This window comes from Desulfamplus magnetovallimortis (assembly GCF_900170035.1).
Taxonomy (GTDB): domain Bacteria; phylum Desulfobacterota; class Desulfobacteria; order Desulfobacterales; family Desulfobacteraceae; genus Desulfamplus; species Desulfamplus magnetovallimortis.
Map to the genome: position 1 here is coordinate 475,266 of NZ_LT828540.1, position 14,866 is coordinate 490,131.

Sequence of the window (14,866 nt, forward strand, 5' to 3'; positions counted from 1 at the left end):
ACCATGATTTTTATGAAGATGCGGCAGAACGCCGTTTTCCCCACTTGCGTTTGTTTCTTGTGTCATAGCGCCTGTGAGTGCCGTCTTTTTTCTCTTTTTTCAGCACATCCAGAAATAGTTTTGCCATTCTCATCTCTCTTGATGACTCTGCATAAAAGGTCTCCCATGCATAGTCATACATCTTTTCCAATGCTTCAGGGGTGATCATATGGGGTTGAAAGACAGCTTTATCACAGGTGTATTTACTCCAGTCATTGTGCAATATCCGTTTTTCAGATTGATATTGTTTCCGAATATTGCTTCCGGGAAATGGTGTCAGGATAGTAAACTCAGCCATATCAAGGTCAATCTCCAGCAGAAAATCCACAAGCTTCTTGATCTCATCCTCATCATGTGCCGGAGATTTACCTATCTTGTCGCACCCAAGTATTATGGTTCCTTCCACCAGGATACCATGATCTTTATACCTTTTGATTCTGTCCCTTATATGATCTGACATATCCACAACAGCCTGATAGACGTACCAAGCTCCGGCTTTTGCCGCAAGGTCAAGAATTTCTGGATCATCTTTAATGGGATGGGAAATCCACTTCTTTTTCAAAGGAGCCATCTCCCGAAAAAGATCCTTTTCCCACTGATCATCCTGGGCAAGGGAGTTATCCACCATAAAAATGCGGTTATTGGGAATGGATTCAAGCTCCTCAAGTACCTTGTCTATGGGGCGGGGCCTGAATTGCCGGCCTCCGAGATAAGGTGTGCAGCAGGGAAAACAGTTGAACCGACATCCCCTGGATGCATGTACAAGATCCACCATCTGGATTCCACGAAAATTGTAAAGCTCCCTATCAAGGATATCTCTTCTTGCTGTTTTTACAAGATTTATGTCGGGGAAAATAGCATGATAATCATAGACTTTCTTAAGTTGACCTTTCCGGAAATCCCCCAAAACTCCTTCCATACGACCTTCAGCCTCTCCGAGAAAAACGCTGTCTCCATGTTGCAATGTCTCATCTGCATGAAGCTGGGTTGCAATCCCGCCAAAAATAACCGTTTTTCCCCGTTTTCGGAATTCATCGGCAATTTCCCAGGCCCTGGGAATCTGACAGGTGAGCATAACCGACATAAATATAATGTCAGCGTCATCATCAAAATCTATATCTGTAACGTGTTCATCTGTAAAACATATTTCAACATCATCCGGCAGTGCTGAAGCAAAGACCACTGGCCCGTGAGGGGGAAGATGAAATTCAGGTTGATATTTTAGCTTGGGCCATTTGGCGTAAATGATTCTAACTTTCATTTTCGGCTCCGGGGTGTAAGGTTATGAAGGCCGCTTTGATAGAGTCATTATCATGGACAAACAGATATATATGATCATGATGTCCTGTATGGACTATATCTTCAGCCTGATTCAAAGCAAAGGAGTAGAGATCGGACTCTGTTGAACTCATGTAAAGAAGTGCCCCACTTATCCCGAAACAGATACCAATTTCTGCGCAAATACTTGTGGGTAAAGTGTAGATGAATTTATTGGGGCTCCCCATACTCCTGCCGTTTTCAAGGTAATGGTTAAAATAGTGGGTATTGGCATCAAGTGCGCCGTCACGATCAACAACCAGAATAGCTGTTTTTGAAGGCTCCCATTTTTGTCCTTTTGTTTTTGTAATCAGTTTAAAGGCAGCCAGAAAAAGATTTTTACCATATGTATCAAATTTTTTGAAATTTTTCACAGATTTAAGGATGCTCTCTTCCACACGGAGACTCTGATATTCTTCCAACATTTTTTCATTTTCATGGCTACATATAAATTGGATTTCAGATCTGATTTTTATTGGATATTCTCCATAATCAGCCGTTTTAGCAAGATTTTCATGACACATCCTCCCCCTGGCAACTATCAATGCACTGTTTATTCCTCCAAATCCGGCATTTGCCACCAGAGCGTTGCTGGATGGTTTGTTCAATGCCACAGAGTGTACCCATCCCACAGCCTCTTTATCCAGATTGGATATACCTGTACTTGGAGGAGTTGTACCTGTTTTCATGGCCTGAACAGAAACAGCAAGTTGCAGAAGGCCGGCATTTCCCATGGTATGACCAACAGCTCCTTTTATTGAAAAAAGGGGAGATGGGTTTGAAAAAATCTTTTTGTAGGCTTTCAACTCCATGCCATCATTGTATCTGGTTCCGGTACCGTGGCCGGCAATGAAATCAATCTCTCCGGGTTGCAAACCAGCATCACGCAAGGCATTTTCAACAGCCCTTGCAAGGCCGGAGCCATCCCTTGACGGCCCTGTCATGTGGTTGGCGTCACTTGAAGAGGCTGCACCTGCAACATAAAAATGCTCTTCTGAGGGAACATCATCAGCCGTAAGCAAAATAATTCCTGCTGCCTCCCCTGGGGTGAGACCGCTTCTATCCCTATCAAAGGGTCTGGCTCCCTCTTTATCAATTGCCATCAAAGCTGAAAAACCTGAGAAAACAAATTCACTGACGCAATCGGCAGATGCCACAAGTACATCTTTCTCTTTTCCCGACTGGATAAGAAATTTCGCCCTTTCAACAGCCGCTGATGCAGAAGCACAGGCCGCAGAGACAACATAAGGGGGCTTTTTCAATCCCAATGCATCCCCAAGCCAGGAAGCGGTTTTAAGAAGTGTAGAAGCTCCTGTTCCTGAAGAATCACAATTTAACAGAGCCTTTTCCAGTCTATCTATTTCTCCAACTGTGGCGGCAAAAATAAGTCTCGTATCTTCCGGGATAAGTTGAGCATTTCTTGTGATCAGTTTCTCAAACATCTGGGCAAGAGATGTTTTGTTATCTGCAGAAGATGTTCCGTCACCCGCAGAAGATCTTCTGTCTCCTGGCGATATGCCAGGTACCAAAGCTGCCATTTGAGATCGAAAGGCACTGCAATCAAAACGGTTATTGGGAGCAATGGCACTTTTCCCTTTGACAAGCTCCCTGAAAAAGATTTCAAGGGTGTCTCCCATAGGGGTCAACAGGTCAATGTGGGATATTCTTGCATATATCACAGCTATTGAAGCCTCCGGCCGAACATTATGAAGGTTCCGGCATCATTTATTTTCAAACTCGCCACTTTGCTATTTACCAAACTCGCCACTTTACAATTTCCCAAACCCACCACTTTACAATTTCCCAAACTCGCCACTTTACAATTTCCCAAACCCGCCACTTTACAATTTCCCAAACCCGCCACTTTGCCATTTACCAAGGATTGTTTCAAGCAAAGGAGGTGGCAGAATATATGGTTCACCGCTTGCAGCGTCTGTAAACATCTGAACAGTGTATCCTGTTGCCGCAATGATACCATTTTCTTGATAAATGGTATATTCGGTATTCAGGCGTGCCGCTTTGCTCCAGATCAGGGCAGCCTTGATCCTTATTTTTGCCTCAAGCGGCAGGGGTCGATGGTAATCCACATGCATCTGAACGATGGGGGCACGTAGGTTGTTTTCATAGTAAGCTTTATAGGTAAGACCAATATGCCCTGCCAAAGCTTCAGCAGCCATCTCAAAAAATCTTGGATAGCGCCCATGCCATACAATGGCCATTGCATCTGTATCACTGAAGCGAACACGACTTTCCACTGTAATCTCCACAGGGGAAGGATCTCCGGCCACTCTGGGAAAATATGTCTTTTTTCTTCTTGTCACGCTAAATCTCCTTCCATATCAAGGAGTATTGAAATCTTTGCCACTATTTTTTCCTCTTTGCCATGACCGTTATAAAAAATCCCCTTAACCAACGTCCCTTCGGCTTTTTTCCGGCGGGGCAATGTCGCAACCAAAGTCACCAACTGATTGGGAAAAACCGGTACCATGAACCTGGAGTCCTTTATAGATTGCAGACGCGCATTTTTTCCCGTAATTTTTTCACACATAAGTTGCAATGTTTGAATCATGACAATACCTGGCAAAACAGGCTGACCTGGAAAATGCCCCTGAAAACCGATGAATTCATCATCAAAAACCAGTCGGGCGTAATAGTTTTTTTCGTTTCTCTGAAGAGATTCTTCTTCGTTCTTCTGAAGAGATTCTTCTTCATTCTTCTGAGGAGATTTTTCTTCATTATTTTGAAAGCATTTTTCTTTATCCTTATGAAAAAACTTTTCTTTATTCTTCTGAAAAGAATTATCAAGAATAAGACGGATTTGATCACTCAACAGGCTCATTTTCTCTATTCATGTATTTTTTTGTGGTTATGGCTAAAGTATAATGGTGCATGTAATGTTTGAAAAAAGTCTCCTGGGGAAAGATTTTTCCTTTTTCATCTGTTAAATAGCTGTAATAGTCTGCTGACCATACCTTCTCTCCATCTCTGAAGAAAATTTTAGATATCAGGCGAAGCGGTTCCCCGCTGAAAATGTACTGGATGACCCCATCTTCTTCTCCCTCCATCTTAAAGCTTACACTTTCCGGTTTCCTATATATTTTCCTTCCTGCCGTGGTGACAGATCTATCAAAATATAGTCTTTGAATGTCCGTCCGGATGGTTTGAACCGCTTTTTTCAACTCCTTGAATTCAGGGAGAGTGTATGCTTTTTCAATCTCTCCGTTTTTTACCTGTACCTGAAAAAGCAAAACCCCCATGGGATTGAGAGCAGCCATGGAAAAAGAGTTATCAGACTCATCTATCTTCAATGGCCCCAGTGACACAAAGGATTGCCCCCGATAAGAAAAAACCACCGAGTTGATGCACTCGACTTTTGTGGCAATGTCACTGTTGTACTGCTCCAGTTGACGGGAAATGGAGAGATCGGTCATCCCCTCCGGCAGCTTGAGCTGATGCTCCGGTACAAGCGGTGTGCATGCAGAGATGAGCAAGAGCGCCAAAAGTCTGACCTGCAAAAGTCGCCTGTTTTGAAATAGACAAGTTATTGCAGATCTGTTCCTGAAAGAGATAAAATCACGCATTTTAAAGAACCTTTTCCAGAGCCGGAATAGAAAATATAGCACTCAAATAGGCAGAGACAATACCGCTTATCATGGTAACTCCAACAACAAACATTGCCGGGTGGGATGCGAAAAGAAGACCCAATGTACCGGCTATTGTGGTAAGCATTGAAAAAGTTACAGCCTTTATGGCAGGCTCCCGTGCCTCTCCATCCTTGAAACTTGACAAAAAAATACCGTAATCAATACTCAGCCCCAATACGACTATCAGTGTAATTAAAACCACCACATTGGCCTTGATATTAAAAAGAGATAATACCCCAAATACAACAAGTACAGATGTTGCCACAGGTATCAGGGCAAGCAGTGTTTTTTTGACTGTTTTCAAAAAAAGGACCGTGATCATCAAAACCCCGGAAATAGAGAAGATTGAGACCTTTTTCATATCTGCAAAGACCTGCTCTGATATGGTATCTGACAGTTCTTCCCTTGAAACCACATATGCGTCAGGATATTCATCAACAACGGAATGGACATGGGAAAGTGCCTCGGAAGAGTCTTCAAAGTACCCCAGAAGCAGAACGCCCTCTTCTTCGATTTTGAGAAAACGTTCTTTAAAAGGAAGCAACAGTTCCGGCATTTTTTCATCTCCAGTTAAAGCACCGGCATCAAGCATATTATAAAACGGCCTGAATGCATCCTTTGAAAATCCATAAACAGCAGCCTTAAAAAAGATTTTTGACTCCATCTCCCTTGCCCGCTCTTCTGTCCAGTATTTTCTGAACTCATTGAGATTGAGTTTTCTTGTTTCCTGGGAGGGCCATACCAGGGCAAGAGAGGTAAAACTTTTCTCCTTCTGAAAAATTTTTTGACTTAATTGTTCATAGGATGTCCATCCGGTCTCAAGATCACTTGCCTTCAGAACAACAACCCCAGGCTGTTTTCCTCCCTCCATACATTTTGAAACCGCTCTTCTGCCTGCAAAACCTCTTCACTGCTTCCGTCAAAGGAAGCAATATCTGTTGTGAATTGAAGTTTCATGGAAAAGAGAGATGAGATTATCAACACCACAATCCATATGCTGATAACCCAAAAGGAAGAGATGGATGGGAAAAAGGAGGATGGTGATAAAAAATTAAGAGATGCAGGCGTACAGCCATTGCCGTCAACTGTTTTCCATAAATGGGGAATTAAAAAAAGATAGATAAGAACACATATTAAAATGCTGATAATGGAAAAAGTTGCCAACTCCCAGTAATCCTGCACAGAAGAAGCGTAAAATGAAACAAACACGCCTATGGTGGTTATGGATGCCATGAAAATCCGCTTTCCTGTCTGCCTTAAAACATTATAACCGCCAGCTTTAAAAGCAGTGTATGCGTGAATTCCGTAATCCACTGATATTCCGGCTATCACCGCAGCAAATCCAAGCATGAAAACAGATAGCTCTTGGTACATAAAGGATGCCACACAGACCGAAATGGCAATTGCGGCAAAGGGAGAAAGAAAAATAAGCAGAGCTTCAGGGCTTCTGAAAACAAAAAACATCAGTAAAGTAAATGAGATGGTGACCAGGAGTACTGCAAGGCGGATATCTTTTTTAATGACATCCTCATTGCTTACGGCATGGGCATGGCCGCTGATCATGGTGATATCAAGATCGGAAAAAGTATGGATAAGGGAAGATATTGCATCCATCATCTCTCTGCTGCCTTTGCTGTCCGTGACAGGAACCGATGTCCTGGCTACAAGTAATGCATGGTTGCCATCAGCATCAATGAATCGTCCATTAAAGAGCTTTACACGATACCCCATGGTTCCTGCCATACGGTTGATCTCTTCCAAAAATAAGCTGGACCATCCCAAAGGGTCTGTCCGCATGCCACCCTTTATAAAACCACTCCCGGGTGTGGTAAGAGCAATATAGATCTGCTTTAACCGAATGTTGATCTCTTCCTCAGAGTTCAATGGATTAGAAAATTCGTAACGGGATTGGGGAAGCAGCAAGGGCAACATGGATACCAGTTGATGGCGTGCCTTTTCAATATCAACCTGCTCAATGCCATCTACAACTTTAGTAATAGAGGGGAGTAGAGTAAACTCGTTACCAAAAGTTCGGGATCGCTCCATGAGAAGGAGTTTTCCTCCCGCACCATTTGGGTGAAGAGATTTGCTTTCTGCATCTTTCGGGTGAAGCGGTTTCTTTCCAGAATCTTTTGAATTTGTCGGTTTCTTTACAGAATCCATCGAATTTGCAAGGTCAAGAGATTTGTCCGCTGCATCTTTCAGGCGTATGGAAAAAGCGATGGTTCCGGCCATATCACTGTTGCGCAGAAAATCAAGTTGTCTCTGAATAACGGGATTGTCAGGAAGCATTGCAGTTACATCATTGTTGAACGGAATGGATAGAATGCGAAAAACGGAAAGAAACAAAAGCAGAATAAAAAAAAGGCTTATCTTTTTCCAGTGGGAGCCTGCAAAGGTGTAGATCAGATCAAAACCGTATGAATTCATTTTGCAGTTGTCCAGACCGAGGATTCAATAGGAAGATTTATGCGTATATCTTCAAACCTGATCAGCGTGTCATCTCCACTTATTTCGGTTATCCGAATCTGCTCCAGATATCTTTTGTCTTCCCTGAAGTCAACGACAACTGCTTCAATGATTCCGGAAGCCGGATTTTCCGGTTTAGGCTGGAATCTCAAAGAGAGGGGTGTTTCAGAAAGGGCAACAATATCATAATCGGTTAAAAAATCCGAATATTGTCCGGAAAACCACTTTTTTATCTGGGAAACTGCTGTATCCACCATCATGTTGTCATTTAGGGAAATGGTTGTGCTCTTTTTGCTCTCTGCATCCCATTTCACCATCTGTTTTCCGTCCATGACAAGGGAGTATTCAACAGGCTCTTCAACCTTCCAGGCAAACCTGTCCGGTTTATCCACATGAATGGTTCCCCTGATTTCAAGAGGCATCTCAAACATGGCCATCTTCTTGACCTGGACAAACCTTGCCGACAGAGTCCGCACAGAATCCATGCGCTGCTCCACATCTTTTATTTCCGACAGGAGATCCAGCCCACTGCATGGAACGCAATAAAAAAAGATCATGACGAAAACAAAGAGAAGAGAAAAACTCAAACAAAATACTCGATTCATTTTAAATCCAGCCCACTGCATGGAACGCAGTAAAAAAAGATCATGACGAAAACAAAAAGAAGAGAAAAACTTAAACAAAATACTCGATTTATTTTATACAATTTCATCCTCCCTGAACACCTTGAAATTCCCTTCTGCAACGGGCCTGTCTCCACACAGCACAATGCCGTGCATTACTCCAAAGCCGCCCAGCTTAGCTTTTTTTGTAACCTGAATAGTCATGGGCACTTCAGGGTATATTTTGTCAAGTATTTGTATATTCTTGCCACCAAGCAACACGCCTTGATGTGGACTTTCCCCTGTATCAAAGCCCTCGAAACCATTCATGGCTGCTGCTGCCTGAGCCATCATTTCAAAGAGAATCACCTCTTCAAGGGTTCCGTCCTTTTTAAGAAAAATGGTATCATGGGGTATCACAGATTCAATCTCAGCATAACGCTCTTTAACGGCAATAAGCTTTGTTATTACCTGAATGGGTCTTTTCTGTGGAATGAAGGCATCCACAGAAGCGGGAAGATGGACTATCTGATCAATTTTATCCTGATTTTTCCAGCAAAAAGGATCTGAGCCCATATAGTCTCCTGTCAGGGCATAAGCAAGAGCTCGACTTCCGCAGCATTGATCTGCATCATCGCATCTGCGGCACGGGCCTTTTATTTTTATCTTACCGTTTTCTCCCGCAAGATTCATAAGTACTTCACTCTCCTTTAGTATAACACCAAGGGGCTTTTGCCTTATGTTGCCCAAAGATATGGGAAGTCTTTTGCGAGGATAGATATCTCCTGTATCAGTCACAGTGCAACAACGCAAATAAGAAGGTATTTCAGGGCCTGGAATCGGTGGAAGGGGTTTCCAGTTAATTTTATACTTCACAGCATCTATTCCGGAAAGTTCCTCAAAAAGTGCTCTGACATCATCTGGTTCAGGGAGTCTGCAATGTTTTTTATCACTATCTGCACCCACAAAAAGTCCTGGAACTGGAAGAGTCATCAAAGGCACAAGTTTATTATCTCTCGCCCATCGCCAAAAACCTGGAATACCCGTCAGATGCTCCCTGGAAATGATTGACTCAAGAAAAAGTTTTGCATTGTCATCAGGATATCCGGCAGACATGAAAATATTTACTATATCACATATATTATAAAACCCTTTACCCACGACTGAGCAGGGTTCTCCGGAGGGTTTTCCGGAGCTGGAGGTATTATTTTCTCGATATGCATCCTGATCTTTAAGTATCTCCTTATCCACGCAGAAGCAGTTGTCTCCGGAACCGGTTGTTTTTTTGGGGAACAGATCCTGATGCATCAGGATGACATTCACTCCATCAGTGAAAAGCCTTTGAGCCACTTCACGGGTTATTCCCATACCGAAAGTGCAAAACCCCGCACGCAATCCATTAATACGAATATGAGCAAGAATATCAAAAAACCAGGGATGCACAGAAAAATTTTCATCTGTAATGATAATTTCCTCCACCCCAAGGCGTGAAGCCTGATCAACAATGCCAAGGATCTCTTTAAGATCCAGTTTGTCATCTTCAGCGCAGTACAGCTTACAGTCATCAGGCAAACCGGGTTTACCAGCTTCAGCCAGAGAGCAGTCAGTGCTCTCAAAAAGCACCCGGGGAAGCTTAACAGCAATGGTTTTCACCGTCATGTTCATATTTCCGCCCATTATATGAGACTATCCTTTTCACCCATATGCAAGACTCTCCGGTTTTCATGGGCATCAATGAAATCCTGCATGATCTTTCTGACATGTTTTTTCAAGGCAAAAGGGCTTAAGTGAGCATACTCTGCAAAGTTAATAGGAGGCAGCATGTGAACATCCACAACGCCAGGTTTGATAAGAAGAGAACCTTTCTTAGGCTTATCTTCATTTCCCATGATACAAACAGGAATCACGCTCACTTTTTCAGACTGTGCTGCCCGAAAAATCGCACCATGGAAATGGTTGATCCTGGATGAACCGGATCTGGTTCCTTCGGGAAAACAGACCACAGACACTTTTTGTTGTACTAAATTCCTAAAAATTTTTAGGAAATCATCAAAGGGCATCTCACGAATACTGATATAACCCGCAAGCTTGGCGCAAATGCCAAGTATGGGAAGTCTGAATGGCCAAATATTGACTATCTGGACAAACTCTCCGGGCAATACCGCCATGAGAAAAGCATCCGAGGCAGCTCTGTGGTTAACCACATAAACACATGGAAAATTAATCTCTCTGCCCCCTGTGGAATCTATAAATCTGACATGGGCTACCAGTCTGCCCAAACCGAAAACGATACACTTGCCATAAAGGACAATGAAGCTGCGTAGAGTAGAGAGAATGGTTCTTTCAGGAAAAAAACAGCGCATTAGAAGCAATATGAACAATCCGGCACAAAAAGCAATAATGGTGAACAGCGCAGATAAAATATAAAAAACCGTATTTTTAAAAACAACCATCAGCAGGTATGTTCCGTTTTTATCAATGCAATGAAGTCATACAGGTTCTCCAGGGTGACAATATTTTTGACACGCTCATCATCCCGCAAAGTCACATTGAATTTATCCTGAAGAGCGACAATCAAGTCAACAACATCAAGACTGTCGAGACCAAGATCCTCAAAAATGGTGGCTTCCGGAATAAGTTCCTCCTCTTCAAGTTCAAAGGACTCCATAAAAACCTCATTCACCATTTCAATAATCTTTTCATCCATGCTCAAATTCATTCTCAAATCTCCGGTTTAAACTTTGTACATACAAGAGAAGCGTTTATGCCGCCAAAGGCAAAACAGTTTTTCAAAACCACATCAACGGATCGATGCAAGGTCTCTCTTACATGAAAGACAACGTCACACCCATTGTCCACAACTTCAAGATTGCATGTGGGGTATATCATATTTTGCTTCATCATATCCATAACAACAGCAAGCTCTATGGAACCCGATGCCCCGAGTGTATGACCTATATATCCTTTCAGGCTCTGCACTGGGGTATTGGCACCAAAAACAGTTGCAATGGCTTGGGCCTCCTCCTCATCGCCATGACGTGTGGCTGTGGCATGCGCACTTACCAGATCAACCTTTGAGGGTAAAATATCAGCTTCGGACAATGCCATATTCATACAGTGAATCATGGACTCCCTGTGGGCCTGGCTCACATGTGAGCCGCTGCTGCATGTATGATAACCTCTGATCTCAGCCAAAATATTTGCTCCTCGCTCAACAGCATGTTCATAATCTTCCAGCACAAGAATTCCTGCGCCTTCCCCGCAAACAATGCCATCCCGATCCTTATCAAAGGGTCTTGGTGACTTTTCAGGAATATCATTATAGTTTGTGGAAGATGCAAAAAGAATATCAAAAGAGCCTGTAACAGTGGGATGAAGCTCTTCTGCTCCACCGCAAAGCACCATTGACTGCCTTCTGTTTCTGATAAGATCAAAACCTGTTCCCACAGCCTGCAATGAGGAAGCACATGCTGCGGAAGTTGCCATGACAATTCCCCTTAAGCCAAGATACTGGGCAAGATTCATTGCTGCCGTATGGGAGACCGTATGAAAAAATTTCATGGCAGAGAGTTTTGAAAGGTCATGATCCGGCAGCATTGTCTCAAAAGTGTCGTTCAAAGCCTCGGCACCCCCCATTGTGGAACCCACTACGCATCCGCACTTGCCCTCCAGGAAATCAAGGCTCTTTATTCCTGCTGAGGAAAGTGCCTCATCTGCTGCAAACAGGGTAAGCAGGCTCAGTCTCCCCATGGATCGTCTAATCTTTCTGGGAATATGCCTGTAATCCGGCATATCAACTGGAACTCCAATAAGGCTTCTGAGACCTTTATATCTCTCCCAGCCTGGCATTCTTCTGGTGGCACATTTACCCTTTTCAATACCAGAGATCAGTGCATCCATACCGCAGCCCATACCTGTTATCACACCCTTTCCCGTTATGACTACTCTGGCTGCTGTCATTTGTCTCTACCTCCAAGTGAATATTCAATAAATCGGGCATACTCCTGACGATCAAGCAGCAGGCGGCATAAAACAAAAGATGACATCATGCTCCCCATTATACCGGGAAGAAGAGCGCTCTGACCTGCGCAATAGAGATTGCGGAAAGGAAGCCTGCCAAAAAGGTTAAACTGCCCCATTTTCTGTTTGATCCCATAAGCACACCCAAAAGGCGTATTGAGATAATCCCGAAAGGTTAGCATGCTGGCAGCATCCAGCAACTGCAATGAGTTTTCATATTCAGGAAATTGCCGTACTATTCTATCCTTAATTCTGGATATTTTATCTTTTTTGTAGGCATCATACCCAGAAACTCTTTTCCCCACAGTTGAATCTGCCCATTTTTCCACATGCTCATAGTGGGACATTTCAAATGCATTGATAAGATTTACAACTTCTCCCTTAACCACTTCGTGGCTTTTTATCATTACTAAAGGAAAATCTCCGCTCCTTGAAGTATCAAAAACCTCCCTGATGTCATCCTGGGGCAACAGTGTTATCAAGGCAGGAGAAAATGGTTGAGATGCCATATTACTAATGTGAAATGCATCCTCATTATCTTTATGATTGGAGCTGATCGTTGAAGTTGACCATGAAGGGTTACCGTGGAAAGAGATTTGATTTTCACATATGGGGGGGGCTTCAGCCGGAAATGAAGGTTTAACCTTGAAAAAAACAGAAAAAAACCAATGGAACGCTCAAAAGATTCAACCCTCTTTTGAAAGGCTCTTGTCAGATGCTCTGAAGGTAAAATTTTCAGAACCTCTTTGGGATGAATGGTGAAAATGCACTCCTTTGCCTGCAAAGGTTTTCCGTCATTGAGAATAAAGATGCCAACAGTGCGGTTTTCAATCTCCTCCATGCTCTTAATAGAGGAATTTGTTCTGACTGTAACTCCAAATTTATCAAGTTGCTTTTTAAAGGCACGAATAAATGCATCGCCCCCGTTCTTTACCCTTGCAATGGATTGATAAAGCCCGTAAACTACCCGGCTGTGGTTGGCAAAGGAGATGGCAGAAGGTTCTGACCCGTAACACATGGAAAGAGATGCCAATATAGATTTTAAACGGATATCATCGGTCAATGAATCAAGTACATCCGCAAGAGTTACAAAATCATCTTTGGATTGTAAAGGACGCTCAGTCAATATACTCCTGATATCCATTGCCCCTGTCTCCTGTACCAATTTTCTGATACGGGAAAAATAAGAGGTTACAGCATCTGCCTCATCAGGAAAGTCAGATATCATGGCATTGGCCACTGTCAGCCATCCAAAGGGAAGTTTATGACAATCTCCTGTGGATTCAAAGATGAATTGATTATCCTCGGCACTCTTCACAAATTCCGGAAAAATATCTTTGTCCATGGACAAGATTTTCAACATATCCGTAAGGATAGCTTCTTCTGAAAAGCCGCCGGTAAAATGAAATCCAGTGTCAAGTGGTACACCCTGTCTGTAAAATCGACGCAGGGAGCCCCCAATGGCAGGGCCTTTTTCCAGAAGAATCACTTTACGCCCGTTCATGGCAAGGAGCAAAGCCATGGTTAGCCCACTGACACCACCTCCCACCACAATATTGTCATAACACTCATTTTTTCCCATATTTTTCATTTATTTATGAATCAATCCCATGCCTATGATCGGCATCTGCCGATTTACACTTTCCGGTAAAACCTGTACATTTTTTGGCAATTTATAGTTTTCCAGAATAGTTAAATTGGCAATACTACTGTAGGACTGCCCTGTGTGGCTGCCCTTTCCAAAGTTGAGATGCCAAAATTTTTTTCTGAAAGTCTATAAATCCAGAAAGTGTAAAGTACTACCGGGGATGATATGAAGAGTGTACAATGATTCAATCAAAATCATGTTCTCAATCCACCATTTACGCTGATCACCTGACCGTGGATATACATATTTTTCTCACTTGCAAGGAAATCAACAACAGAGGCAACGTCTTCAGGTGTTCCGATTCGTCCCATGGGAATCAGCGGCAAAACCTTATCCATGGGAAATTTATCTGTCATGTCAGTTTCAATAACCCCTGGAGAAACAACATTCACAATAATTCCCTTTTTACCAACTTCCCGGGCAAGGGCTTTTGCTGCGCCAATAAGACCTGCTTTGGAGGCAGAGTAGTTGACTTGTCCTGCCTGACCCTGTTCTCCGGAAACTGAGGAAACAACTATAATTCGTCCCTTTTTTGCCCTCAACATATTGAAAACCATAGGCTTGACAACATTGTAAAATCCATCCAGATTTGTCCTCAATACATCGTTCCATTGATCTTTTTTCATCCACAACAGTAGATTGTCACGGGTAATACCTGCATTGTGTAGCAATACATCCGGAGCAGTTTTGCCAAACTGTTCTTTTAATACTTTCTCACACTCATCGGTATCAGCAACATCAAAGGAGAGCAGATCGCATCGTTTTCCCAACTTTGTGATCTCTTCTTTTACCTCAAGAGCCTGCTCTTCGCTGCTTTTATAGGAAAGAACAATGTCAAACCCTGATCTGGCCAATCTGAGGGCACATGCCTTTCCGATCCCCCGACTTCCACCAATAACCAGGGCGCAACCTTTGTGTTCCATTTTGTTCCTCCTTGTACACCTTCTGTGTGCAAACTCAAAATTATTAACTATAGTAAAACTGCTCTTTTAATCCAAGAAAAAATGAATGTCAAGAGGGTTTTTTTATTGCAGAAATGGAAAAATAAATATATTTTTTTCTTAAATTATCTTTGATATATTTTTTAAAATTATTATTTTATATATATTTTTATCAATTTTTATTGT

Annotated in this window: 15 protein-coding genes; all 15 read right to left on the bottom strand. The window is 42.7% G+C overall.

What is annotated here, in order from left to right; translation table 11 throughout:
* Positions 1 to 10: 10 nt before the first annotated feature.
* Entirely contained in the window at positions 11 to 1,300 is a 1,290-nt protein-coding gene (locus MTBBW1_RS02010) for a B12-binding domain-containing radical SAM protein (protein ID WP_080798444.1), read from the bottom strand.
* Positions 1,290 to 3,035, bottom strand: coding sequence for a beta-ketoacyl synthase N-terminal-like domain-containing protein (locus tag MTBBW1_RS02015; protein ID WP_080798447.1), 1,746 nt, complete (start codon positions 3,033 to 3,035; stop codon positions 1,290 to 1,292). Before MTBBW1_RS02015 ends, MTBBW1_RS02010 begins: the two co-directional genes overlap by 11 nt.
* A 162-nt stretch (positions 3,036 to 3,197) precedes the next feature.
* Positions 3,198 to 3,677 carry an acyl-CoA thioesterase gene (locus tag MTBBW1_RS02020; protein ID WP_080798450.1) on the bottom strand — a complete coding sequence of 160 codons (480 nt, stop codon included), beginning with the start codon at positions 3,675 to 3,677 and terminating at the stop codon, positions 3,198 to 3,200.
* Positions 3,674 to 4,186, bottom strand: a complete 513-nt coding sequence (locus MTBBW1_RS02025) for an ApeI family dehydratase (RefSeq protein WP_186441035.1) — start codon at positions 4,184 to 4,186, stop codon at positions 3,674 to 3,676. The genes MTBBW1_RS02020 and MTBBW1_RS02025 overlap by 4 nt, the downstream gene beginning before the upstream one ends.
* A complete protein-coding gene (locus MTBBW1_RS02030) occupies positions 4,179 to 4,937 on the bottom strand; it encodes a DUF3261 domain-containing protein (protein ID WP_080798454.1) in 759 nt (252 codons plus the stop codon). The genes MTBBW1_RS02025 and MTBBW1_RS02030 overlap by 8 nt, the downstream gene beginning before the upstream one ends.
* A gap of 1 nt (position 4,938) precedes the next feature.
* Complete coding sequence (locus tag MTBBW1_RS02035; RefSeq protein ID WP_080798456.1) at positions 4,939 to 5,871, bottom strand: MMPL family transporter; 933 nt, start codon at positions 5,869 to 5,871, stop codon at positions 4,939 to 4,941.
* The gene (locus MTBBW1_RS02040) at positions 5,835 to 7,430 is read right to left on the bottom strand and encodes an MMPL family transporter (protein WP_080798458.1); all 1,596 of its coding nucleotides are present in this window, start codon (positions 7,428 to 7,430) and stop codon (positions 5,835 to 5,837) included. The genes MTBBW1_RS02035 and MTBBW1_RS02040 overlap by 37 nt, the downstream gene beginning before the upstream one ends.
* Positions 7,427 to 8,074, bottom strand: coding sequence for a LolA family protein (locus MTBBW1_RS02045; protein WP_186441036.1), 648 nt, complete (start codon positions 8,072 to 8,074; stop codon positions 7,427 to 7,429). Before MTBBW1_RS02045 ends, MTBBW1_RS02040 begins: the two co-directional genes overlap by 4 nt.
* Before the next feature lie 93 nt (positions 8,075 to 8,167).
* The gene (locus MTBBW1_RS02050) at positions 8,168 to 9,748 is read right to left on the bottom strand and encodes an ApeP family dehydratase (RefSeq protein ID WP_080798463.1); all 1,581 of its coding nucleotides are present in this window, start codon (positions 9,746 to 9,748) and stop codon (positions 8,168 to 8,170) included.
* Positions 9,748 to 10,524, bottom strand: coding sequence for a lysophospholipid acyltransferase family protein (locus MTBBW1_RS02055; protein ID WP_080798466.1), 777 nt, complete (start codon positions 10,522 to 10,524; stop codon positions 9,748 to 9,750). The genes MTBBW1_RS02050 and MTBBW1_RS02055 overlap by 1 nt, the downstream gene beginning before the upstream one ends.
* A complete protein-coding gene (locus MTBBW1_RS02060; RefSeq protein WP_080798469.1) occupies positions 10,524 to 10,790 on the bottom strand; it encodes a phosphopantetheine-binding protein in 267 nt (88 codons plus the stop codon). The genes MTBBW1_RS02055 and MTBBW1_RS02060 overlap by 1 nt, the downstream gene beginning before the upstream one ends.
* Positions 10,791 to 10,792: 2 nt before the next feature.
* Positions 10,793 to 12,031, bottom strand: coding sequence for a beta-ketoacyl-[acyl-carrier-protein] synthase family protein (locus MTBBW1_RS02065; RefSeq protein ID WP_080798473.1), 1,239 nt, complete (start codon positions 12,029 to 12,031; stop codon positions 10,793 to 10,795).
* Complete coding sequence (locus tag MTBBW1_RS02070) at positions 12,028 to 12,498, bottom strand: phytoene desaturase family protein (RefSeq protein ID WP_139786629.1); 471 nt, start codon at positions 12,496 to 12,498, stop codon at positions 12,028 to 12,030. The genes MTBBW1_RS02065 and MTBBW1_RS02070 overlap by 4 nt, the downstream gene beginning before the upstream one ends.
* A 71-nt stretch (positions 12,499 to 12,569) precedes the next feature.
* Positions 12,570 to 13,682: a phytoene desaturase family protein gene (locus MTBBW1_RS02075; protein ID WP_080798480.1), complete on the bottom strand. Its 1,113-nt coding sequence runs from the start codon at positions 13,680 to 13,682 to the stop codon at positions 12,570 to 12,572.
* Between the two features lie 251 nt (positions 13,683 to 13,933).
* Complete coding sequence (gene fabG, locus MTBBW1_RS02080; RefSeq protein ID WP_080798483.1) at positions 13,934 to 14,662, bottom strand: 3-oxoacyl-ACP reductase FabG; 729 nt, start codon at positions 14,660 to 14,662, stop codon at positions 13,934 to 13,936.
* Positions 14,663 to 14,866: the final 204 nt, after the last annotated feature.

What these genes read in the sequence shown, in the direction of transcription:
- fabG (WP_080798483.1), bottom strand. Translation starts at nt 14,662, where the DNA reads ATGGAACACAAAGGTTGCGCCCTGGTTATTGGTGGAAGTCGGGGGATC.
- MTBBW1_RS02035 (WP_080798456.1), bottom strand. Translation starts at nt 5,871, where the DNA reads ATGGAGGGAGGAAAACAGCCTGGGGTTGTTGTTCTGAAGGCAAGTGAT.
- MTBBW1_RS02060 (WP_080798469.1), bottom strand. Translation starts at nt 10,790, where the DNA reads ATGAATTTGAGCATGGATGAAAAGATTATTGAAATGGTGAATGAGGTT.
- MTBBW1_RS02055 (WP_080798466.1), bottom strand. Translation starts at nt 10,524, where the DNA reads ATGGTTGTTTTTAAAAATACGGTTTTTTATATTTTATCTGCGCTGTTC.
- MTBBW1_RS02010 (WP_080798444.1), bottom strand. Translation starts at nt 1,300, where the DNA reads ATGAAAGTTAGAATCATTTACGCCAAATGGCCCAAGCTAAAATATCAA.
- MTBBW1_RS02040 (WP_080798458.1), bottom strand. Translation starts at nt 7,430, where the DNA reads ATGAATTCATACGGTTTTGATCTGATCTACACCTTTGCAGGCTCCCAC.
- MTBBW1_RS02045 (WP_186441036.1), bottom strand. Translation starts at nt 8,074, where the DNA reads ATGAATCGAGTATTTTGTTTGAGTTTTTCTCTTCTCTTTGTTTTCGTC.
- MTBBW1_RS02075 (WP_080798480.1), bottom strand. Translation starts at nt 13,682, where the DNA reads ATGAAAAATATGGGAAAAAATGAGTGTTATGACAATATTGTGGTGGGA.
- MTBBW1_RS02050 (WP_080798463.1), bottom strand. Translation starts at nt 9,748, where the DNA reads ATGGGCGGAAATATGAACATGACGGTGAAAACCATTGCTGTTAAGCTT.
- MTBBW1_RS02070 (WP_139786629.1), bottom strand. Translation starts at nt 12,498, where the DNA reads ATGATAAAAAGCCACGAAGTGGTTAAGGGAGAAGTTGTAAATCTTATC.
- MTBBW1_RS02030 (WP_080798454.1), bottom strand. Translation starts at nt 4,937, where the DNA reads ATGCGTGATTTTATCTCTTTCAGGAACAGATCTGCAATAACTTGTCTA.
- MTBBW1_RS02065 (WP_080798473.1), bottom strand. Translation starts at nt 12,031, where the DNA reads ATGACAGCAGCCAGAGTAGTCATAACGGGAAAGGGTGTGATAACAGGT.